The sequence below is a fragment of the Pseudomonas sp. 10-1B genome (assembly GCF_000935045.1).
Taxonomy (GTDB): Bacteria; Pseudomonadota; Gammaproteobacteria; order Pseudomonadales; family Pseudomonadaceae; genus Aquipseudomonas.
Genome location: NZ_JYKS01000036.1, coordinates 47,676 through 68,483 on the forward strand (window position 1 = coordinate 47,676; position 20,808 = coordinate 68,483).

General features: G+C 63.7%; 18 protein-coding genes, 1 pseudogene and 1 riboswitch. Of the genes and pseudogenes, 11 read left to right on the plus strand and 8 right to left on the minus strand.

Annotation, left to right across the window (positions count from 1 at the left end; all coding sequences use genetic code 11):
• Positions 1–111: 111 nt before the first annotated feature.
• A complete protein-coding gene (ligB, locus tag TZ03_RS19860; protein WP_051099938.1) occupies positions 112–1,812 on the plus strand; it encodes an NAD-dependent DNA ligase LigB in 1,701 nt (566 codons plus the stop codon).
• A gap of 132 nt (positions 1,813–1,944) precedes the next feature.
• Positions 1,945–2,337: a DUF1090 domain-containing protein gene (locus tag TZ03_RS19865; protein WP_051099884.1), complete on the plus strand. Its 393-nt coding sequence runs from the start codon at positions 1,945–1,947 to the stop codon at positions 2,335–2,337.
• A gap of 135 nt (positions 2,338–2,472) precedes the next feature.
• Here the strand turns inward: TZ03_RS19865 and TZ03_RS19870 are convergent, their stop codons facing one another.
• Positions 2,473–2,934 carry a c-type cytochrome gene (locus TZ03_RS19870; protein ID WP_051099885.1) on the minus strand — a complete coding sequence of 154 codons (462 nt, stop codon included), beginning with the start codon at positions 2,932–2,934 and terminating at the stop codon, positions 2,473–2,475.
• 119 nt (positions 2,935–3,053) lie between these two features.
• Between TZ03_RS19870 and TZ03_RS19875 the strand changes: the two genes are divergently transcribed.
• Positions 3,054–4,205 (plus strand): murein transglycosylase A, encoded by a 1,152-nt coding sequence (locus TZ03_RS19875; protein WP_051099886.1) that lies wholly within the window; start codon positions 3,054–3,056, stop codon positions 4,203–4,205.
• A 111-nt stretch (positions 4,206–4,316) separates the two neighbouring features.
• On the opposite strand, the gene TZ03_RS19880 is transcribed toward TZ03_RS19875, so the two are convergent.
• Positions 4,317–4,703 (minus strand): MAPEG family protein, encoded by a 387-nt coding sequence (locus TZ03_RS19880; RefSeq protein ID WP_051099887.1) that lies wholly within the window; start codon positions 4,701–4,703, stop codon positions 4,317–4,319.
• A gap of 28 nt (positions 4,704–4,731) precedes the next feature.
• Entirely contained in the window at positions 4,732–5,565 is an 834-nt protein-coding gene (locus TZ03_RS19885) for an EamA family transporter (protein WP_051099888.1), read from the minus strand.
• Positions 5,566–5,855: 290 nt separating this feature from the next.
• Here TZ03_RS19885 and TZ03_RS19890 point away from each other — a divergent pair, with 290 nt between their 5' ends.
• Positions 5,856–7,091, plus strand: a complete 1,236-nt coding sequence (locus tag TZ03_RS19890; RefSeq protein WP_051099889.1) for a cation:proton antiporter — start codon at positions 5,856–5,858, stop codon at positions 7,089–7,091.
• A gap of 31 nt (positions 7,092–7,122) precedes the next feature.
• Here the strand turns inward: TZ03_RS19890 and TZ03_RS19895 are convergent, their stop codons facing one another.
• Positions 7,123–7,524 (minus strand): acyl-CoA thioesterase, encoded by a 402-nt coding sequence (locus TZ03_RS19895; protein ID WP_003257757.1) that lies wholly within the window; start codon positions 7,522–7,524, stop codon positions 7,123–7,125.
• Between the two features lie 178 nt (positions 7,525–7,702).
• Positions 7,703–7,799: riboswitch (S-adenosyl-L-homocysteine riboswitch) on the plus strand.
• 20 nt (positions 7,800–7,819) lie between these two features.
• Between TZ03_RS19895 and ahcY the strand changes: the two genes are divergently transcribed.
• The 5 genes from ahcY to TZ03_RS19920 all read left to right on the plus strand — a co-directional run bounded on the left by ahcY (position 7,820) and on the right by TZ03_RS19920 (position 14,404).
• Positions 7,820–9,229, plus strand: a complete 1,410-nt coding sequence (gene ahcY / locus TZ03_RS19900; RefSeq protein ID WP_051099890.1) for an adenosylhomocysteinase — start codon at positions 7,820–7,822, stop codon at positions 9,227–9,229.
• A 166-nt stretch (positions 9,230–9,395) separates the two neighbouring features.
• Complete coding sequence (gene metF / locus TZ03_RS19905; protein WP_051099891.1) at positions 9,396–10,241, plus strand: methylenetetrahydrofolate reductase [NAD(P)H]; 846 nt, start codon at positions 9,396–9,398, stop codon at positions 10,239–10,241.
• Between the two features lie 83 nt (positions 10,242–10,324).
• Entirely contained in the window at positions 10,325–11,401 is a 1,077-nt protein-coding gene (locus TZ03_RS19910) for a hypothetical protein (RefSeq protein WP_051099892.1), read from the plus strand.
• A 108-nt stretch (positions 11,402–11,509) separates the two neighbouring features.
• Complete coding sequence (locus TZ03_RS19915; protein ID WP_051099893.1) at positions 11,510–12,298, plus strand: substrate-binding periplasmic protein; 789 nt, start codon at positions 11,510–11,512, stop codon at positions 12,296–12,298.
• A 219-nt stretch (positions 12,299–12,517) separates the two neighbouring features.
• Positions 12,518–14,404 carry a DEAD/DEAH box helicase gene (locus tag TZ03_RS19920; RefSeq protein ID WP_051099894.1) on the plus strand — a complete coding sequence of 629 codons (1,887 nt, stop codon included), beginning with the start codon at positions 12,518–12,520 and terminating at the stop codon, positions 14,402–14,404.
• 153 nt (positions 14,405–14,557) lie between these two features.
• Here the strand turns inward: TZ03_RS19920 and TZ03_RS19925 are convergent, their stop codons facing one another.
• The 3 genes and pseudogenes from TZ03_RS19925 to TZ03_RS19935 form a co-directional block, all read right to left on the minus strand.
• On the minus strand, positions 14,558–15,136 hold the full coding sequence (locus tag TZ03_RS19925) for a YceI family protein (protein ID WP_051099895.1): 579 nt from the start codon (positions 15,134–15,136) through the stop codon (positions 14,558–14,560).
• Between the two features lie 34 nt (positions 15,137–15,170).
• On the minus strand, positions 15,171–15,722 hold the full coding sequence (locus tag TZ03_RS19930) for a cytochrome b (RefSeq protein ID WP_051099896.1): 552 nt from the start codon (positions 15,720–15,722) through the stop codon (positions 15,171–15,173).
• A 279-nt stretch (positions 15,723–16,001) separates the two neighbouring features.
• A pseudogene (locus TZ03_RS19935) lies at positions 16,002–17,543 on the minus strand (flavin monoamine oxidase family protein); the annotation flags it as partial.
• Positions 17,544–17,812: 269 nt separating this feature from the next.
• On the opposite strand from TZ03_RS19935, the gene TZ03_RS19940 reads away from it, so the two are divergent.
• Both TZ03_RS19940 and TZ03_RS19945 read left to right on the plus strand, forming a co-directional pair.
• Positions 17,813–19,219, plus strand: a complete 1,407-nt coding sequence (locus TZ03_RS19940; protein ID WP_051099897.1) for an adenosylmethionine--8-amino-7-oxononanoate transaminase — start codon at positions 17,813–17,815, stop codon at positions 19,217–19,219.
• Positions 19,220–19,381: 162 nt separating this feature from the next.
• The gene (locus tag TZ03_RS19945; RefSeq protein WP_051099898.1) at positions 19,382–20,101 is read left to right on the plus strand and encodes a 16S rRNA (uracil(1498)-N(3))-methyltransferase; all 720 of its coding nucleotides are present in this window, start codon (positions 19,382–19,384) and stop codon (positions 20,099–20,101) included.
• On the opposite strand, the gene trhA is transcribed toward TZ03_RS19945, so the two are convergent.
• Positions 20,102–20,719, minus strand: coding sequence for a PAQR family membrane homeostasis protein TrhA (gene trhA, locus TZ03_RS19950; RefSeq protein ID WP_051099899.1), 618 nt, complete (start codon positions 20,717–20,719; stop codon positions 20,102–20,104). It lies immediately after the preceding gene.
• Between the last annotated feature and the right edge of the window lie 89 nt (positions 20,720–20,808).

A 20,808-nucleotide genomic window follows, 5' to 3' on the forward strand; every position in this document is an offset into this window, starting at 1 on the left:
GCGATCGGCAGGGGCTTTTTTGTGACATATCGGCTGACAAACGCGAGGCAGCAACCGCCGCTGAACCTGCCTAGGCTGGAGGCTCCCACCCGCCAAGCAAGGATGCTGGCCATGCCGCTGATGCTGCTGTTGACCCTGCTGCTGTTGCTGAAAACCTCACTGACCCAGGCCGCCACATGCCCTGCCTGGCCCGCGCAACAAGTCGATAGCGAAGTCGCGCAACTGCGCGCCACGCTTGCCCGCTGGGACGACCACTACCATCGTCAAGGCGTTGCCCTGGTGGCCGACGATTTGTACGACCAGAGCCGCCAGCGCCTGGAACACTTGCAGCAGTGCTTTGACCTCGCAACCAGCCCGTCCCCCCTGGCCAGCGCCGGCGGGCCCATCCCTCACCCGGTGCCACATACCGGCATCGACAAACTGGCCGACCGCCAGGCAGTGGAACGCTGGCTGGCCGGCAAGAGCGATGTGTGGGTACAGCCCAAGGTCGATGGCGTTGCCGTCTCCCTGATCTACCGACAAGGCCAGCTGGTAAAGCTGATCAGTCGGGGGGACGGCTTGCAAGGGCACGACTGGAGCCGCCACATTCCCCAGCTCGGCGCCATCACTCGGCAACTGCCGCAAATGATCGACCTTCAGTTGCAGGGCGAACTCTACCTACGCCAGAACGCACATGTGCAAGCCGAGGCAGGCAGCATCAATGCGCGTGGCACGGTAGCCGGGCTGCTCGCACGCAAGCAGCTCGATAGCGAGCAAGGCGACAGTGTCGGCCTGTTCGTCTGGGACTGGCCGCAAGGCCCCGGGCAACAGCGCGAACGTCTCGCGCAGCTGACGCAACTGGGCTTCCCCGACAGCCAGCACTACAGCGTCGCCATCGATACGCTGGAGGATGCTGCGCATTGGCGCGAGCACTGGTACCGCTCCGCCCTGCCCTTCGCCACCGACGGCGTGGTTTTGCGCCAGGGCCACAGGCCTCCCGCCGAGCGCTGGCAGGCCAAGGCGCCGTACTGGATCGCGGCCTGGAAGTACCCGTACGTGCAGGCCCTGGCCGAAGTACGCGAAGTACGCTTCCGCGTCGGCCGCACCGGCAGGGTCACGCCGGTTCTGCATTTGCTGCCGGTCACCCTCGATGACCGGCGGATCACCCAGGTGAGCCTGGGCTCGCTGGCACGCTGGCACAGCCTCGACATCCGCCCTGGGGACCAGGTGGCCGTCAGCCTTGCCGGGCTGACCATCCCACGCCTGGAGCAGGTGGTGCACCGCACCGTCGAGCGCCAACCGGTGGCCGCGCCAGCGCCCGACCAGCACCACGCCCACAGTTGCTGGCAGGCCAGCGAGGGTTGCGAGGAGCAGTTCATTGCCCGCCTCACCTGGCTTAGCGGCAAACAGGGGCTGGCCCTGCCGCGCACTGGGCCCGGTACATGGCGCCGGCTGGTGGCTGCCGGGCAGGTGACCTCGATGACCGACTGGCTGCAGCTGGATGCCGAGCGCCTGGGCCAAGTAGCAGGCATCAGCGACGCGACCGCAGCGCAGTTGCTGGGCAGCTTCGATGCAGCTCGTTCACGCCCTTTAGCCCAATGGTTGCGTGGGCTGGGTGCCCCGACACCGGCCAGTGTGCAGCTGGTTGGCGAGTGGCCGGCGCTGGCTACGCGCACCAGCCAGGAATGGCAAGCCTTGCCCGGCATCGGCGCAAAGCGCGGACAACAGCTTGCCGCATTCTTTGCAGCCGCCGAGGTTAAAACCATTGCAACGCGGCTGGCCGAAGCAGGGGTCGACGGGTTTCAGATCGAGGAACCCGGCACCAAGCAATGATTTTTTACCAATTCGCTTGTAGGAAAACCCTGAGATTCCGCAAGAATTGCCCGGCAAGGGTTTCTAAATGGACAAAACCAAGGCAGCATTTCCTCCAACTTTTGTTACCCCGCCCCGTTCAGGAGGCTTTACATGAAACGTTTTTCGACCCTTTTCCTGCTCGCGACCCTTGGCCTGGCCACGGGTGCCGCACAGGCTGCTCAGCCGGATGCCGGCCTGACCGGTTGTGCGGCCAAGCGCAGCGCCATCGAGAACCAGTTGAAGATTGCCCGTGACCACGGCAACAACGACCAGGTTGCCGGGCTGGAAGAGGCACTGCGTGGGGTCGACAACTGCACCGACGCCAGCCTGCGCAAGGAGCGTGAGCAAAAAGTGCTCGACGCGCGTCACGAAGTGGCACAACGGGAAAAAGACCTGAAAAAAGCCGAGAAGAAAGGCGACGCCGAGAAGATCAACAAGCGCAAGGACAAGCTGGCCGAGTCTCGTAAAGAGCTGCAGGAAGCGGTGGACGAGCTCGACCGCTGAGTCCGACGCTAAAAGTGCGGAGTCTTTAATGGCCTCATCGCCGGCAAGCCAGCTCCCACAGGTATCGCGCTGCCTTCCAGAGCTGTGCAATACCTGTGGGAGCTGGCTTGCCGGCGATGAGGGCAGCACAGGCAATCAATGATTGCGGAACTCGCTATGACAGGCCTTGCACGCTGCTTCGACCCTGTCCATCGGTGCCTTCAGCTGCGCAGCATCCAACGGCTGGCCGCGGGTAACATCGACCAGCTCACCCGTGACACCTTCCAACTGCCGGGCCAGGTCATGAAAACGCGTCTGGCGTTCCCATACCTCGGCACGCGCGCTGCTGTCACCCGCATCGTCACGCACCTGCGGAAAATGCTGCCAAGGCTGGTGCGACAGGTTGTCCAGCTTCAGCGCACCATCGGCGAACTTGACCCCGTCGAACGGCAAACGGCCGCGCAACATGCCGCCCAGGTCCTCGCTGGTCTTGAGCATGTCCTTGAAGATCACCTTGCGCTTGCCCAGCGGCGAGTTCGGGTCGACCCGATCGCAACCACTCAGGGCACCGCCCAGGGCCAGTGCTGCCAGCAGAACAACGGTCAATCGCTTCAACATCACGGTCACTTCGGCCTACGCAAATGGGCGGCCAGTATCGCCGCCAAAGGGCCAAAGACCAATAGCCACATAAAAAACAGGGGCGAATCTTCATGTTCGCCCATGACAGGAATGCATTCATGAAATCTGCCCTGCGCCATCTGGCCTGGACACTCCCGGTGCTGGCCTTGCTGGCCGGCTGCAACGGCGGCGAGAGCGCCAAGCCCGAACCCCACGCCATCGCCACCTACGCCCCGGCCAACTGGAAAGACCTGCCCGCCGTCAGCGATGAAGACCTGCTGGCCGGCTTCTACGCCTGGCGCAGCGGCTGCGAGAAGCTCAAGCGCGACCCGGTATGGGCTGCCACCTGCGAAGCGGCCGGTAGCGACACGGCAAGCGCCGCCCAGGTGCGTGCGTTCCTTGAGCAGAACCTGCAGGTATACGGCCTGCGTTCCGCCGAGAACAACGCCAACGGCCTGATTACCGGTTACTACGAACCGGTCTATCCCGGCAGCCTGAAACGCACCGAAGCGGCTCATGTAGCTGTGTATGGCGTGCCCGATGACATGATCGTGGTCGACCTGGCCAGCGTCTACCCCGAACTCAAGGGCAAGCGCTTGCGCGGCCGCCTCGATGGCCGGGTACTGAAGCCTTACGACACCGCCGAGGTGATCAACCGTGACGGCGCCAAGGCACCGGTGCTGGCCTGGCTGACCGACCCGATGGACCTGCAGTTCCTGCAGATTCAGGGCTCCGGCCGGGTTCAACTGGAAGATGGCCGCCAGCTGCGCCTGGGCTATGCCGACCAGAACGGCCACCCCTACCGGCCGATCGGCCGCTGGCTGGTGGAACAGGGCCAGCTGAAAAAGGAAGAAGTGAGCATGGGTACCATTCATGCCTGGGCCCAGGCCAACCCGCAGCGGGTGCCGGAACTGCTGGCCAGCAACCCCAGCTACGTGTTTTTCAGCACCCGTCCGGACAGCAACGAAGGCCCGCGTGGTTCGCTGAACGTGCCGCTGACGGCGGGTTACAGCGTGGCCATCGACCGCAAGGTGATTCCGCTGGGCAGCCTGCTGTGGCTATCCACCACACGCCCGGACGGTACCCCGGTGGTGCGCCCGGTGGGGGCACAGGATACCGGTGGGGCAATCACTGGCGAGGTGCGTGCAGACCTGTTCTGGGGCACCGGGCCGGAAGCCGGCGAACTGGCCGGGAACATGAAGCAGCAAGGGCAGATCTGGATGCTGTGGCCCAAGGGCAAGCCACTGCCTGAGGTACCTAAAGTGCCTTGATCGGCGGTGGATTCTTCGCGGGCTTGCCCGCTCCCACAGGTAAACCACAGTATTCAAAGGCTGTGGTGTACCTGTGGGAGCGGGCAAGCCCGCGAAGCAAGCAACCCGGTCTCAGATGGAAACCACGAAAAACGCCACGATAATCGCCATCCCGGCAAACCACACCAGCGACCGCAGCACAGCCCAGTCGGCCAGGTAGCAAATGATGTAGAGCAAGCGGCTGGTGATGTACATCACCCCCAGCACATCCTGGGTCACCTGCTCGGCATTGCCGACGATATCCGCCACCAGCACCGCTGCGGCAAATGCCGGGAAGGCCTCGAAGCTGTTCTGCTGCGCGGCATGCGCGCGCCGTGGCAGCCCGGACAGGGTATCCAGGAAGGCACGGGGGTCGTGGTTGTCGCGCAGGCCGAAACGGCCACTGCTGACTTTGGCGATCAACGCACACAATGGCGCCAGGCACAGCGCGATCAGGATGCACCACAGGGCAACAGTCATGCACAGGACTCCTTGTTCAGTCTTCAGGTCAAAGCTTCATTACCAGCATGCCGGCCAACACCAGCCCGCAAGCTAGGAGTCTTGGCCCGCCAAAAGGTTCTTTGAGGTACCGCATGCCCAGCAGCACCACCAGAATCACGCTCAACTCCCGCAGCGCCGCGGCCTCGGCTACCGAGCCCAGGTGCATGGCCCACAACACCAGTGCGTAGCTGAACAATACGCAGAACCCCACCGCCAGCCCCAGGCGCCATTGGGTTCGCCAGAACAACACGAACGGTGCCCGTCGCGCCACACCGGCCAACAGCGGGAATTGCCAGGCACTGAGCAAGGTCAGCCACACCAGGTAATCCCATGGTTTGCCCCACAGGCGCACGGCCTGGCCGTCGAACCAGGTGTAGCAACCGATACACAGGCCGATCAGCGCCACCACCGGCAGCATCGACCACGGTAGCCGGTCACCGCCACCGCCCTGCCACAGCAGGCAGGCCATGCCGCAAGGGATCAGCAGAATGCCGATGATCTGCTGCTGGCTCAGCGACTCCCCGGCAAAGGCCAGGGTCAAGCCCAGCACCACCAGTGGCGACAGCCCGCGCATCAGAGGATAGACCAGCCCAAGGTCACCCACGCGGTAGGCCTGGATCAGCAGGAAGCGGTACAGCTGCTCGGCCAGGGCCGAAGCCAGCAGCCAGGGCCAGATATTGGCGGGCGGGACTTCCACGAAGGGCACGGCCAACACCGCGAAAGCCAGCGCCACCGTGTCCATGCTGGCGATTACCAGCAAGCGCTCGCCGCTGAACTTGATCAGGGTATTCCAGGTCGCATGCAGCAGGGCGGCGACCAGCACCAGGGATGTTGCCAACACGCCGTGTTGTCCTTATGGCTTTTTATGGCTGTGAATATATAGCGTTCGGGGGGCCGCTGCGCGACCCAATCGCCGGCAAGCCAGCCCACATTGACCGCGCTGCTTTCAAGGTTGAGGCAGTACAGGTGGGAGCTGGCTTGCCGGCGATTGGGCTGCGCAGCGGCCCCTTGTTCGGGAACGATTGGAACGAATTCGGTCAAACCCTGTGTCCCGAACCCCTCGCCAGGTCATCAAAGAACTGCCCGAGCCATTCGGGTTACGACTTGGAAGCCACTGTTACAGGATTCGGGATGCTTGAATTAGTTGCCGCGTTTATCTGCCTCACCACCCTCCTTACCTATGTAAATTACCGCTTCATCGGCCTGCCCCCCGCCATCGGCGTGATGGTCACGGCGTTGCTGTTCTCGCTGATCCTGCAGGGCCTGAGCCTGATCGGCTTCCCTGGCCTGGAAGCACGCGTCGAAGGGCTGATGAACCAGATCGACTTCAACGACCTGCTGATGCACTGGATGCTGGCGTTCCTGCTGTTCGCCGGCGCCCTGCACGTCAACCTCGGCGACCTGCGCAGCTACCGCTGGCCGATCGGCCTGCTGGCGACCGTAGGCGTGCTGATCGCCACGGTGGTCATCGGCTACCTGTCGCACTGGGTCTTCGCCTTGTTCGGCTGGCATGTCCCGCTGATCTACTGCCTGCTGTTCGGCGCATTGATCTCGCCCACCGACCCAATTGCCGTGCTCGGCGCGCTGCGTACCGCCAATGCGTCAAAACCGCTGAAAACCACCATCGTTGGCGAATCGCTGTTCAACGACGGCACCGCGGTGGTGGTGTTCACCGTATTGTTTGGCATCATCCAGCTGGGTGAAACGCCAAGCATCACCGACACGGTGGTCCTGTTCGCTCGCGAGGCCATCGGCGGTGTGGTGTTCGGTGGCCTGATCGGCTACGCCACCTACCGCATGATCAAGAGCGTCGAGCAGTACCAGGTGGAGGTCATGCTGACCCTGGCACTGGTCATCGGTGGCTCGGCCATGTGCTACGAGCTGCACGTCTCAGCGCCGATCGCCATGGTGGTGGCCGGCCTGATCATCGGCAACCTGGGGCGCAACCTGGCGATGAACGACATGACCCGGCGCTACATGGACGGTTTCTGGGAGTTGATCGATGACATGCTCAACGCCCTGCTGTTCGCGCTGATCGGCCTGGAGCTGTTGCTGCTGCCGTTCAACTGGATGCACCTGGCGGCGGGCGGTGTACTGGCCCTGGCGGTGTTGCTGTCACGGCTGCTGACCGTGGCCCCGGCGATCGTGCTGCTGCGGCGCTGGCGCCCGGTGCCCAAAGGCACGGTGCGGGTGCTGACCTGGGGTGGCCTGCGTGGCGGGGTGTCGGTGGCCCTGGCGCTGTCGCTGCCATTGGGCGAGGAGCGCGACCTGCTGCTGTCGATTACCTACATCGTGGTGCTGTCGTCGATCCTGGTGCAGGGGTTGAGCATTGGGCGGGTGGTGCGCAAGGTCAGCGCCCAGCCTTGAGATTTTGGGGCCGCTGTGCGGCCCCAGAAAATCACTCTACAGCAGAATCCGGGAACTGGTCCTGGATGTACTTGATCTCGGTGCGCCCGTGCGCCGCCGGCAAGCCATCTTCACCGAGGTTGACGAAGACCATCTTGTCGACCGTGAGGATGGCCTTGCGAGTGATCTTGTTGCGCACCTCGCACTTGAGGGTGATCGAGGTACGGCCGAACTCGGTGGCGGTGATGCCCAGCTCGATGATGTCGCCCTGGCGCGAAGCACTGACGAAGTTGATTTCCGATATGTACTTGGTCACCACGCGCTGGTTGCCCAGCTGGACGATGGCGTAGATCGCCGCTTCTTCGTCGATCCAGCGCAACAGGCTGCCACCGAACAGGGTGCCATTGGGGTTGAGGTCTTCGGGTTTAACCCACTTGCGGGTGTGAAAGTTCATCTGTACTCCTGACCTGCTTGGCTAACGTGCAGCAATGATGGCAGAGCGGCCGCCATCGCTCCATTGAACATCGACTATCGTCGCGATTAATCGACAGAAAACCTTGGGCAAGCCGGCCGGCGCGGCTATAATCTGCGCCGCTTCACATGGCTGCCCACAGCGCTGCCATGCCCGCCACCTGTCCGAGGGGCGCTGCAGCAGGCTAGGCCTGTCAGGCTCGGATGGGGCGTTGTCCGCTGCCGCGGACGCTCAACGCACAACGGCGCCCATTCGCACACTACGAATGGAGGCTCTCATGAGCGCTGCAAACATGCCTGCTGGTTTTACCGATTACAAAGTCGCCGACATCTCCCTGGCCGCCTGGGGCCGTCGCGAAACCATCATCGCCGAATCGGAAATGCCTGCTCTGATGGGCCTGCGTCGCAAATACCTGGCCGAGCAACCGCTCAAGGGTGCGAAGATCCTGGGCTGCATCCACATGACCATTCAGACCGCCGTGCTGATCGAGACCCTGGTCGCCCTGGGTGCCGAAGTGCGCTGGTCGTCCTGCAACATCTTCTCCACCCAGGACCAGGCCGCCGCGTCGATCGCCGCCGCCGGTATCCCGGTGTTCGCCTGGAAAGGTGAAACCGAGGAAGAGTACGAGTGGTGCCTGGAGCAGACCATCCTCAAGGATGGCCAGCCATGGGACGCCAACATGGTCCTCGACGACGGTGGCGACCTGACCGAACTGCTGCACAAGAAGTACCCGCAAGTGCTGGAGCGCGTGCACGGCGTCACCGAAGAAACCACCACCGGCGTGCACCGCCTGCTGGACATGCTGGCCAAGGGCGAGCTGAAAGTCCCGGCGATCAACGTCAACGACTCGGTCACCAAGAGCAAGAACGACAACAAGTACGGCTGCCGTCACAGCCTGAACGACGCCATCAAGCGCGGTACCGACCACCTGCTGTCGGGCAAGCAGGCCCTGGTGATCGGCTACGGTGACGTGGGCAAGGGCTCGGCCCAGTCCCTGCGCCAGGAAGGCATGATCGTCAAGGTCACCGAAGTCGACCCGATCTGCGCCATGCAGGCCTGCATGGACGGTTTCGAGGTAGTCTCGCCGTTCATCGACGGTATCAACGACGGCAGCGAAGCCAGCATCGACAAGGCCCTGCTGGGCAAGATCGACCTGATCGTGACCACCACCGGTAACGTCAACGTCTGCGACGCCAACATGCTCAAGGCCCTGAAGAAGCGTGCCGTGGTCTGCAACATCGGCCACTTCGACAACGAGATCGACACTGCCTTCATGCGCAAGAACTGGGCCTGGGAAGAGGTCAAGCCGCAGGTGCACAAGATCCACCGCACCGGCGCTGGCAGCTTCGACCCGCAGAATGACGACTACCTGATCCTGCTGGCCGAAGGCCGCCTGGTCAACCTGGGCAACGCCACTGGCCACCCAAGCCGCATCATGGACGGTTCGTTCGCCAACCAGGTACTGGCGCAGATCTTCCTGTTCGAGCAGAAGTTCGCCGACCTGTCGGCCGAAAAGAAAGCCGAGCGTCTGACCGTCGAAGTGCTGCCGAAGAAGCTCGACGAAGAAGTGGCCCTGGAAATGGTCCGCGGCTTCGGCGGCGTGGTCACCCAACTGACCAAGCAGCAAGCCGACTACATCGGCGTGACTGTCGAAGGCCCGTTCAAGCCGGACGCCTACCGCTACTAAGCGGCACGCTTGAAGCTGCAAGCGGCAAGCAAAGGCAGAGCGTGCCATTGCCGTTTGCAGCTCAGGAACCAGAGATCTTGAACGACGCCCAAGCCAGACCGGCCATCACCGATCTGGCTTTTACTTGCAGCTTGCCGCTAGAAGCTTGCTGCTAGAGGAACGCCTGATGTCACAAGAACGCCGCTACAGTTTCGAGTTCTTCCCGACCAAGACCGACGCCGGTCACGAAAAGCTGATGGGCGTCGCCCGCCAGCTGGCCACCTACAACCCGGACTTCTTCTCCTGCACCTACGGTGCCGGTGGCTCGACCCGCGACCGCACGCTGAACACCGTGCTGCAGCTGGAAAGCGAAGTGAAAGTGCCTGCCGCACCGCACCTGTCGTGCGTGGGCGACACCAAGGACGAACTGCGCGCCCTGCTGGCCGAATACAAGGCCGCTGGCATCAAGCGCATCGTCGCCCTGCGTGGCGACCTGCCATCGGGCATGGGCATGGCCAGTGGCGAACTGCGCTACGCCAGCGATCTGGTCGAGTTCATCCGCCAGGAAAGCGCTGACCACTTCCACCTGGAAGTGGCCGCCTACCCGGAAATGCACCCGCAGGCGCGCAACTTCGAAGCCGACCTGGCCAACTTCGTGCACAAGGTCAAGGCCGGTGCCGACAGCGCCATCACCCAGTACTTCTTCAACGCCGACAGCTACTTCTACTTCGTCGAGCGTGCGCAGAAGCTGGGCGTGGACATCCCGGTGGTGCCGGGCATCATGCCGATCACCAACTACAGCAAGCTGGCCCGCTTCTCCGACGCCTGTGGCGCCGAGATCCCGCGCTGGATCCGCAAGCAGCTGGAAGCCTATGCCGACGACACCGCCAGCATCCAGGCATTCGGTGAAGAAGTGATCACCCGCATGTGCGAACAGCTGCTGCAAGGCGGCGCGCCGGGCCTGCACTTCTATACCTTGAACCAGGCCGAGCCGAGCCTGGCGATCTGGAACAACCTGAAACTGCCGCGCTGAAACTTCCTGGCAATGCCTGCTTAAGAAATGCTTAAGGCTTCGGTCATAGACTGAAGCCTTATTCATTTTCGGGTTACACAGGCATGCAGCATCCCCAGCCATCGCGCCCCCAGCTGGTCTACCTGGCCTTCGGCCCGGCGACCTACCATCAGGAAGCCTGCTTCAGCATCGTCAGTGCCCTCACCCACCTGGGCACGGCAGCAGGCGAGGCCATGGACATCCAGGTCTACACCGACAACCCGCAGCCCTACGCCAGGCTACCAGTCACTGTCCACCTGCTGGACGAAGCCACGCGCCAGGCATGGAATGCCCCTCACGCTTATCACTTTCGCAGCAAGCATGTGCTGCTGCGCCAGGTACTGCAGCAGCACCCGCTGGCGGTGCTGATCGACACCGACACCTTCTTCCGCAAGTCGCCGCTGCAACTGTTCGCCCGCGTGGCGCCCGGCCACCTGCTGTGCAACGCCATCGGCGCGCGCTATGGCGCGAACCAGAAGTGCCTGCTGTACAAGAACCTGCTAACCATCCTGCAATCCCGGGGTCTGGCCGATTGCCAGATGCCACTGGTCAATTCCGGGGTGATCGGCCTCACTGCCGAAGACGCCGGCACCCTGGACCGCTCCATCGCCATGATGGACGAGTTCCACCCTCTGGCTCGCGAGGCCTATACCCTAGAGGAGTTCTGCCTGGCGGTAGCAGCCTACCGCGAGCTGCAGTTGGCCGAATGCACCGACGTCATCCACCACTACTGGAGCCGCAAGGCGCAGTTCCGCGCCAAGATCCAGGCCTGGCTGCGCAAGCATGACCACGACCCGCTGAGCGACGCGGCGCTGGCCGACGTTATCCTGGTCAACGACCAGTTGCCACGACCACCTGCCCTGCACCGCCTGGGCTACAAGACGCTGAGCCTGACCCTGCCCCGCCATGAACGCCAGTTCGCCCGCGAATTGCTGTATGGCTGCTACCCCTACCCCAATGAGTTCGACCGCGCCTGCGCGCCGGCCTGGTGGGACAAGGCCCTGGAGAACCTCCATGCCCGCCATGGCCGCATGGAACCCGAGCGGCTGCGCCAGTGCCTGCGCCACCCAGGGTTGCGCCTGTCGCTGGGCGAGCGGCGCAAGGATATCGAGGCGTATCTGTTGAGGTCTTCCCACTCTTGAGTGGGCCTGTGCCGGCCCCTGTGGGAGCGGGTTTACCCGCGAAGAGGCCGGCACAGGAGAACACCATATCCTCTGGCCTTGCCCAGGCCTAGCGCGTAATCTCCGGCCATGCCACACATCGCCCGTCTGTTCTGGATCCTGCTGCTCGCCTGCCTGAGCCCGTTGGCCTTGGGCGAGCGCCTGCGTCTGGTGACCGATGACTGGGCGCCCTACGTGTACCAGCAGGACGGCCAGCCGCGCGGCATCGACTACGAAGTCACTACCCTGGTCTTCGCGCGTCTCGGTGTCGAGGTGGAATGGCAGTTCCTGCCGTGGAAACGCTGCCTGGCAATGATCGAACAAGGGCTGGCCGACGGCATCATGGACGTCTTCCAGAACGAAGCACGCCAGCCATACCTGGTGTACCCAGCCGAGCCCATGTCGGACGTCGAGTTCGTCCTGTTCCAGGCCCGCGCGCGTCGCCATGCCGTCACCGGGTTGGGCGACCTCGCCGACCTCACTGTCGGCACCTCGCCCGGCTACAACTATGGTGCAGCGTTCAACGACGCCCCACACTTCAAGCGCGAAGCCGCCCCCACCCACGAAGCCAATTTCGGCAAATTGATGCTGGGCCGTATCGACCTGGCAGTCACCGACCGCAAGGGTGGGCACTACCTGCTGCGGCGTCTGGGCCTGCAACAGCAAGTCGAGGAACTGCCCTTGGTGATCAGCCGCCAGGCGCAGTACCTGGGGCTGGCACGCAAGCCGGGGCGGGAGATGCTGGCCCAGGCCTTTGCCGAGGAACTGCGGCAGTTCAAGCAGGAACCGGCCTATGCGGCGATCATCAACCGCTACACAAGCGACACCGGAAACATTCTCAACGCCGTTGAGCAGCAGGAAAGCGGCACGGCGCGTTAGCTCTGTTATACTCGGGCCTTCCCGCCCGGCTCACGCCCGGACGCTCGGCCTCGCAACAGGCATCCCGATCGGCACCGACGCTCCTTCGCGTCCACCTTCCGTTTCCCGGATGTGCAGTGAAAGCCCAGCTGGACCGGACGCGATCGCATCCCAACGATGCCCGTCGCGCCAGGCAGAACATCCCAAACGGGCCCAGCCCACACGAGAACAGGATTGCCCATGTCCTTTGCTTCCCTCGGTCTCTCCGAGGCTCTTGTCCGCGCTATCGAGGCTGCGGGCTATACCCAGCCGACCCCCGTGCAACAGCGGGCCATTCCCGCCGTGTTGCAAGGCCGCGACCTGATGGTTGCCGCACAGACAGGTACTGGTAAAACCGGCGGCTTCGCCCTGCCGATTCTCGAGCGCCTGTTCCCGGCCGGCCACCCCGACAAGTCGCAGCGCCATGGCCCGCGCCAGCCACGCGTACTGGTGCTGACCCCGACCCGCGAACTGGCAGCCCAGGTGCATGACAGCTTCAAGGTCTATGCCCGTGACCTGCCACTGGTCAGCGCCTGCATCTTCGGCGGCGTTGGCATGAACCCGCAGATCCAGGCCATCGCCAAGGGCGTCGACGTGCTAGTCGCCTGCCCGGGCCGCTTGCTCGACCTGGCTGGCCAAGGCAAGGTCGACCTGGCCCACGTGGAAATCCTGGTCCTCGACGAAGCCGACCGCATGCTCGACATGGGCTTCATCCATGACGTCAAGAAGGTCCTCGCCCGCCTGCCGGCCAAGCGCCAGAACCTGCTGTTCTCGGCCACCTTCTCCAAGGACATCACCGACCTCGCCGACAAGCTCCTGCATAACCCGGAGCGAATCGAAGTCACCCCGCCGAACACCACCGTCGAGCGTATCGAGCAGCGTGTCTACCGCCTGCCCGCCAGCCACAAGCGCGCGCTGCTGGCGCACCTGATCACCCAAGGTGCCTGGGAACAGGTATTGGTGTTCACCCGTACCAAGCACGGCGCCAACCGTCTGGCCGAATACCTGGAAAAGCACGGCCTGACTGCCGCTGCGATCCACGGCAACAAGAGCCAGAACGCCCGCACCAAGGCCCTGGCCGACTTCAAGGCCAACAGTGTGCGCGTCCTGGTCGCCACCGACATCGCCGCCCGCGGCCTGGACATCGACCAGCTGCCCCACGTGGTCAACTTCGAGCTGCCGAACGTCGAGGAAGACTACGTTCACCGCATCGGCCGTACTGGCCGTGCCGGGCGTTCGGGCGAAGCCATCTCCATGGTCGCGCCAGATGAAGAGAAGCTGCTCAAGAGCATCGAGCGGGTGACCAGGCAGCGCATCCCGGATGGCGACCTGATGGGCTTCGATGCCAGCCAGGTAGAAGCCGAAAAGCCTGAAGTGCGCGAGCGCCAGCAGAACAACGGCCGCGGTGGCCGTAACCAGCAGGCCCGTGGCGAAGGCGGCAAAGACGCCAACGGCGGCCGCAAGGACAAGGGCAAGGATAAAGGCAAGACCAAGCAGCAAGCTGCCGACAAGCCGGCCGACAAGGAAAAGAGCGGCGACAAGCAACAGCAGCAACGCAAGCCGCGTGACAAGAAGCCGCGCCAGCAACAGCAGCAGGCCAGCAACAGCAGCGTGCCGAAAGTGCCGGTCGACCGTGATCCGGAAGAGTTCCTGGACGACGATATCGACAACTTCGGCAACCGCGCCGACTACGTCAGCCCGTACCAGAACGGCAAGGGCCAGGGCCGCAACCGCCGCCCGGGTAGCAACGCCGGTCAAGCTCAGGGCCAAGGTAATGGCCAGCGCAGCAACGCCGGTGGCCAAGGCCGCAATGGCGGCCAGCAGCGCAGCGGCAGCGGCGAAAAACGCCCGCCCCGGGCCAACAACGGTGGCGGTGCACGCCGTGACGGCGGTGGCCGTGGTCGCCCGGCCCGTGACGATGCAGCCCGGCAAGAGCCGGCAGTGCGTAGCTCACGCCAGCCGGAAAAACAGCCGGTGATCATTCGCAAGGAATCCAAGCTCGATCGTTACCCGACGCCAGAGCAACTGGATGACCTGCCAAGCCGCCCACGTGGCGAGCGCCCGGCACTGCTGACCCGCAAGGGCTGATACGACAAGGGGGCCGCTTTGCGGCCCTTTCGCGACACAAGGCCGCTCCCACAAGAAACGCACCGACCTGTAGGTCAACGGTGTACTTGTGGGAGCGGCCTTGTGTCGCGAAAGGGCTGCGAAGCAGCCCCCTTGGTTTTCAGCTAAAGCAAATTACTTCTGCTTCACACCTTCAACACTGATGTCCAGGTCCAGGGTCTGCGAAGTGGCGCCCGGGCCCTTGATGCCGAAGTCGTTCAGGTTCAGCGTGGTGGTAGCGTTGAAACCAGCGCGCTCGCCGCCCCATGGGTCCTTGCCTTCACCGTTGAAGGTAGCCTTGAAGGTGACGGGCTTGGTCACGCCGTGCATGGTCAGGTCGCCGGTCACGTCAGCGGTCTTGTCACCAGTCGACTTGACGCTGGTGGAGACGAACTTGGCTTCCGGGTACTTCTTCACGTCAAGGAAGTCGGCGCTGGCGATGTGCTTGTCACGCTCGGCGTGGTTCGACCACAGGCTGGCGGTTTTCAGGTCGACGCTGATCTTGCTGTCTTCAGGCTTGGCGCTGTCCCAGGTGAACTTGCCGTCGAAGTCCTTGAAGGTGCCGTGGATGAAGCTGTAACCCAGGTGGCTGATCTTCCAGTCAACGAATGCGTGCTGGCCTTCCTTGTCGATCTTGTACTCGGCAGCCATGGCCTGTCCAGCGGAGAGCAGAGCGGTACCGAGCGCCAGAGCGGCAAAAGTCTTTTTCAACATCCTTTCTTCCTTCCTATGCAATTGAGGTTGAGAGTCAAGCTTTGCGGCCCAGCATGCGGGTCAGGGTCGCGTCACGGTCGATGAAATGGTGCTTGAGCGCTGCCAGGGCATGCAGCACGGCAAAAATCACCAGGCCCCAGGCCAGCCAGAGATGAATCACACCAGCCAGGTCTGCCTGGTCGGGCAGGTCGCTGACCAGTGCCGGTACCTCGAACAGGCCGAACACCGGAATGCCGACGCCGTCGGCAGTGGAAATCAGGTAACCGGCGACCATTACCGCAAACAGCCCGAGGTACAGGGCCAGGTGGCCCAGCTTGGCCGCCAGGCGGGTGAAAGCGCCATGGTTGGCCGGTGCCGGTGGCGGTGGGCTGACGAAGCGCCAGAGCACCCGCAGCAGCATCACCGCCAGCAGCACCAGACCGATGCTCTTGTGCAGGTCCGGGCCGGCTTTGCGCCAAGGGCTGTAGTAGTCGAGCCCGACCATCCACAGGCCCAGGCCGAACAAGCCGAAGACTGCCAGCGCTACGCCCCAGTGCAGGACGATGCTGACCACGCCGTAGCGAGAAGATGAATTGCGCAGTTGCATGTTGACGTGTTTCCCCGTGAAAGCTGTGCACAGACTAACGCGTAACGTATCGAATAAAAGCAGAAAAAATTGCTTTGGATTATCGAAAAATCCGATGTTAATTCTGTAAGCTTCCCATTAAGGAAACATTAACGATAGTCGGGGAAATTGCGCTTGTCAGTGCCGGCCCTATCGCCGGCAAGCCGGCTCCCACAGGTATTGCACAGGCCTTCGAACCTATGACGAACCTGTGGGAGCTGGCTTGCCGGCGATACGGGTAGCAGCCACAACAGGTCAATCAGCCTTGGCCTGGGTATTGGCCGCAGCTTTCTTGGCCGGCTCGGCCTTCACTTCGGGCTTGTCCGCCCCGCCAAAAAGACGCTTGAAGAAGCCTGGCTGGCCCTGCTTGGCGGCAGCCGCGCCTGCCGCCGCCGCAACCGGTGCCGCCTTGGCTGGGTCGAACGACTTGCCGGCCAGCAGGTCCTGCGCCTGGCTGGCGGCGCGCTGGCCACTGCGCAGGGCGCCTTCCAGGGTGCCCGGGTACAGGGCATCGGTATGCTCACCGGCAAAGGTAATGCGCTGCACCGGGCGCTCCCACAGGCGCCAGTACTTGCTGATCTGCCCCGGGCCATAGGCCAGGTAGGCACCGCCGGTACCGGCGTCGGTGCTGTAGCGCTTGACCTCGTAGCCAGTGAACGAGCCGCGGGCCTGCGGGTAGAATGCATGCAGACGGATCAGCACCTGGTCGACCATCTGCTTGTCGCCGAACGCCTGCAGCAGGCGGGCGTTGTCGCCAGACAGGTTGATCACCACGTTGGCGCCACCCTTGAGTGCCGGTTCGATCCACAGCATGCCCAGGCCCGCATTACTGAAGATTTCGCCCGACATGCGCGCGCGGCTTTCCCACACCGGCTGCTTGAACTTGAGCATCAGCTGGTCGCGCCAGCCATAGTTGGTGCCCTTCAGCGCCGCCAGGTGCTGGCTGTCCAGGCCCGGGGTCATCTGGATCTTGGCGAGGGCGCGCAGGGGCACGGCCATGACCAGGTAATCGGCCTGGTAACCGACGCTGCCGACCTTGACCGTTACACCGTCCTTGTCCTGGACGATGGCGGTCACCGGCGAGCTGGTCTTGATGGTTTTCAACTGCTTGACGAAGGCCTGGGCCAGCACCGGGCTGCCGCCGGGCAGGCGCGCGGCACGCAGGTCGCGGTCGCTGACGCCGCGGTACACGCGGTTCTGCTGGGCGAAATACAGCAGCGACAGGCGCGATGGCTCGTCGTAGCGGGTACGGATCTGCTGGTTGACCAGCTGACGGGCGGTGGTCGGCAGTTGCAGTTTGTTTAGCCAAGTGGAAACGTTGATCTGGTCGAGGGCGAACAGCGTGCTGGTTGCCTGTGGGTTCAGCGGGTCGTCGATCGAGCGGGCCAGGTCGTCGAGGGTTTTCTCGTAACGTTTGAGCGCCTCGGCGGTGGCCGGCTGCTTGGTAGCCAGGTCGGTGGCGCTGAAATACTCGCCGTCGATCAGGTAGCCGGGGGTACGCACGAACTCCGGCGCCGGCAGTGTTTCAAGCTTGAAACGGTCGAGGTACTGGTTGAGCACCGGCTGCGCCTTGGCGTTGCCGATCCATTCGCTGGTGGCCAGGCCCGAACGCCCGCCCATGCCCGGCTTGGCTTCCAGCAGCGTCACCTGCCAGCCTTTGTTCTGCAGCTCGTAGGCTGCCGTCAGGCCCGCCAGGCCACCACCCACCACGATCGCCGTGGGCGTCTTGTCCTTTGCCAGCGCGGCGCCGCTGGACACACCAATCAATACCAACGCGCACAGGCGCACCCAAGCAGCAGCCATGTCGGCGAACTCCGAGTCAGACATTACACGAACGGGGAGAGGCAGGGGTGCCCCGAGAGAGATGCGTTAAGAATACGTCAGGTTCGCCAACCCTGCCAGCGCAGTGATATCAAGTGCTTTTGGCAATTGGATTTTTTATTTTCAGCCCGTTGCATCCGCAACCCGAATGGACGAGCGCCACCGCCATTGAAGCGCGGCGGTTGTCCTGCCCTGCGGCATTGCTTAGGCTTACGCGGTCGAACCAAGCCGCGAAGCCAGGAGAAGTGCCCATGGGCCTCAATGATCAGTGGATGCAACGCGACCTCAAGGTCCTGTGGCACCCCTGCACCCAGATGAAAGACCACGAGCAGTTGCCGCTGATCCCGATCAAGCGTGGCGACGGCGTGTGGCTGGAAGACTTCGAAGGCAAGCGCTACCTGGATGCGGTGAGCAGCTGGTGGGTCAACGTGTTCGGCCATGCCAACCCGCGCATCAACCAGCGCATCAAGGACCAGGTCGACCAGCTGGAGCATGTGATCCTGGCGGGGTTCAGCCACCAGCCGGTGATCGAGCTGTCCGAGCGCCTGGTAGCCATGACCCCGGCCGGGCTCGACCGGGTGTTCTACGCCGACAACGGCTCGTCGTGCATCGAAGTGGCGCTGAAGATGAGCTTCCACTACTGGCAGAACATCGGCAAACCGGGCAAGAAACGCTTCGTCACCCTGACCAACAGCTACCACGGCGAAACCATCGCCGCCATGTCGGTTGGCGATGTGCCGCTGTTCACCGAAACCTACAAGGCGCTGCTGCTCGACACCCTCAAGGTGCCCAGCCCCGACTGCTACCTGCGCCCCGAGGGCATGAGCTGGGAGGAGCACTCGCGCAACATGTTCCAGGCCATGGAGCAGACCCTGGCCGAACACCACGCCTCGATCAGCGCGGTGATCGTCGAGCCGTTGATCCAGGGTGCCGGCGGCATGCGCATGTACCACCCGGTGTACCTCAAGCTGCTGCGCGAAGCTTGCGACCGCTACGACGTGCACCTGATCCATGACGAAATTGCCGTGGGCTTCGGCCGCACCGGCACGATGTTCGCCTGCGAACAGGCCGGTATCCGCCCGGACTTCCTGTGCCTGTCCAAGGCCCTGACCGGCGGCTATCTGCCGCTGGCCGCCTGCCTGACCACCGACAAGGTGTACCAGGCGTTCTACGACGATTACCCGACCCTGCGCGCGTTCCTCCACTCGCACAGCTACACCGGCAACCCGCTGGCCTGCGCCGCGGCGCTGGCGACCCTGGACATCTTCGAACAGGACAACGTGATCGAGGCCAACAAGGCCCTGGCCACGCGCATGGCCAGCGCCACCGCGCACCTGGCCGACCACCCGCATGTGGCCGAAATCCGCCAGACCGGCATGGCCCTGGCCATCGAGATGGTCCAGGACAAGGCCGGCAAGGTCGCCTACCCGTGGCAGGAGCGGCGTGGCCTGAAGGTGTTCGAACATGCCCTGACCCGCGGCGCCCTGCTGCGCCCGCTGGGCAGCGTGGTGTACTTCCTGCCGCCGTATGTGATCACCCCGGAGCAGATCGACTTCCTCGCCGAAGTGGCCAGCGAAGGCATCGATATCGCCACCCGCGATAGCGTCAGCGTGGCGGTTCCCGCAGACTTCCACCCCGATTTCCGCGACCCGGGCTAGGCCCGGCAGTTCGCCACACTACATTTCCTGTGGGATCGGGCATGTCGATGCGTCGAACCGCCGCGAACAAGGGCGAAGCCCTTGCCAGACACCGCGGTGCTTGCTTCGCGGGCACGCCCGCTCCCACAGGGGATCTGCGTCTCTCTTCTACCGAGCAAACTCATGAGACTGTCCCGCTTCTTCATCGACGCCCCCCTGAGCCTTGGCCAGCACGACCTGCCCGAAGCCCAGGCTCATTACATCGGCCGGGTACTGCGCATGGCCCCTGGCGACGCCGTGCAGCTGTTCGACGGCAGCGGCCAGGAATACCGTGGCCAGTTGCTCGAAGTGGGCAAGAAAACCGTACGCGTCAGCCTCGACCAGGCCCTCGTCGGCCAGGCCGAGTCACCGCTGCATATCCACCTCGGCCAGGGCTTGTCGCGTGGCGAGCGCATGGACTGGGCGATCCAGAAGGCTACCGAATTGGGCGCCAATGAGATTACCCCGATCGTCAGCGAACGCTGCGAAGTGCGCCTGAAGGACGAACGCGCCGACAAGCGTCTGGCCCACTGGCGCCAGGTGGCGATCAGTGCCTGCGAACAATGCGGCCGCTCGACCTTGCCGGTCATCCACCCGCCAGTCACCCTGGCCGAATGGCTGAACAGCACCCAGGCAGACCTGAAACTGGTGCTGCACCCGGTAGCCGAGCCGCTTACCAGCCACGCCAAGCCGGCGAACCTGGCCTTCCTGATCGGCCCCGAAGGCGGCCTGAGCGATGTCGAAGTCGAGCAGGCCAAGGCCGCCGGCTTCCACGCCGCACGCCTCGGCCCACGCGTGCTGCGTACCGAGACCGCGCCCGTGGTGGCGCTGTCGGTGGCACAGCAGTTGTGGGGCGACTTTTGACTAACGCACGTAGAACGACACCGCCACGAAGTGCATGAGGCTGCCGGCGATCACGAACAGGTGCCAGATGCCGTGCCAGTGGCGGAAGCGGCTGTCGAAGGCGAAGAAGATGATGCCCACGGTGTAGAACACCCCGCCGGCGGCCAGCCAGGCAAAGCCGGCGCTGCCCAGTGAGTGCAGCAATGGCTTGACCGCCACCAGCACGATCCAGCCCATTACCGCATAGATGATGATCGACAGGATGCGTGCCTCGGAGCGCGGCTTGATCTCCTGCAGCATGCCGACCACCGCCAGCCCCCAGACCACGCCGAACAGGCTCCAGCCCCACGGGCCGCGCAGGCTGACCAGGCAGAACGGCGTGTAGCTGCCGGCGATCAGCAGGTAGATCGACAGGTGATCGAGCTTGCGCATGATCACCTTCGCCCGCCCGCGGGTGCTGTGGTACAGGGTGGAAATGCTGTACAGCAGCAGCAAGGTGCTGCCGTAGATGGAGAAGCTGACGATCTTCCACGGGTCGCCCTGCAGGCCCGCGACCACGATCAGCCAGATGGCCCCGATACAGGCCAGGACGGCACCGACCAGGTGGGTCCAGGCGTTGAAGCGTTCACCGTAATACATGCAAACACAGACCTCCTGAGGTGGGCTGGGTTCCTGATGATGTCTGTTCCGGCCCTATCGCCGGCAAGCCAGCTCCCACAGGGACCGCA

What these genes read in the sequence shown, in the direction of transcription:
- TZ03_RS19925 (WP_051099895.1), bottom strand. Translation starts at nt 15,136, where the DNA reads ATGTTGAAAAAGACTTTTGCCGCTCTGGCGCTCGGTACCGCTCTGCTC.
- TZ03_RS19865 (WP_051099884.1), top strand. Translation starts at nt 1,945, where the DNA reads ATGAAACGTTTTTCGACCCTTTTCCTGCTCGCGACCCTTGGCCTGGCC.
- TZ03_RS19930 (WP_051099896.1), bottom strand. Translation starts at nt 15,722, where the DNA reads ATGCAACTGCGCAATTCATCTTCTCGCTACGGCGTGGTCAGCATCGTC.
- ahcY (WP_051099890.1), top strand. Translation starts at nt 7,820, where the DNA reads ATGAGCGCTGCAAACATGCCTGCTGGTTTTACCGATTACAAAGTCGCC.
- TZ03_RS19875 (WP_051099886.1), top strand. Translation starts at nt 3,054, where the DNA reads ATGAAATCTGCCCTGCGCCATCTGGCCTGGACACTCCCGGTGCTGGCC.
- TZ03_RS19915 (WP_051099893.1), top strand. Translation starts at nt 11,510, where the DNA reads ATGCCACACATCGCCCGTCTGTTCTGGATCCTGCTGCTCGCCTGCCTG.
- TZ03_RS19890 (WP_051099889.1), top strand. Translation starts at nt 5,856, where the DNA reads ATGCTTGAATTAGTTGCCGCGTTTATCTGCCTCACCACCCTCCTTACC.
- TZ03_RS19910 (WP_051099892.1), top strand. Translation starts at nt 10,325, where the DNA reads ATGCAGCATCCCCAGCCATCGCGCCCCCAGCTGGTCTACCTGGCCTTC.
- TZ03_RS19895 (WP_003257757.1), bottom strand. Translation starts at nt 7,524, where the DNA reads ATGAACTTTCACACCCGCAAGTGGGTTAAACCCGAAGACCTCAACCCC.
- metF (WP_051099891.1), top strand. Translation starts at nt 9,396, where the DNA reads ATGTCACAAGAACGCCGCTACAGTTTCGAGTTCTTCCCGACCAAGACC.
- TZ03_RS19945 (WP_051099898.1), top strand. Translation starts at nt 19,382, where the DNA reads ATGAGACTGTCCCGCTTCTTCATCGACGCCCCCCTGAGCCTTGGCCAG.
- TZ03_RS19870 (WP_051099885.1), bottom strand. Translation starts at nt 2,934, where the DNA reads ATGTTGAAGCGATTGACCGTTGTTCTGCTGGCAGCACTGGCCCTGGGC.
- ligB (WP_051099938.1), top strand. Translation starts at nt 112, where the DNA reads ATGCCGCTGATGCTGCTGTTGACCCTGCTGCTGTTGCTGAAAACCTCA.
- trhA (WP_051099899.1), bottom strand. Translation starts at nt 20,719, where the DNA reads ATGTATTACGGTGAACGCTTCAACGCCTGGACCCACCTGGTCGGTGCC.
- TZ03_RS19880 (WP_051099887.1), bottom strand. Translation starts at nt 4,703, where the DNA reads ATGACTGTTGCCCTGTGGTGCATCCTGATCGCGCTGTGCCTGGCGCCA.
- TZ03_RS19920 (WP_051099894.1), top strand. Translation starts at nt 12,518, where the DNA reads ATGTCCTTTGCTTCCCTCGGTCTCTCCGAGGCTCTTGTCCGCGCTATC.
- TZ03_RS19940 (WP_051099897.1), top strand. Translation starts at nt 17,813, where the DNA reads ATGGGCCTCAATGATCAGTGGATGCAACGCGACCTCAAGGTCCTGTGG.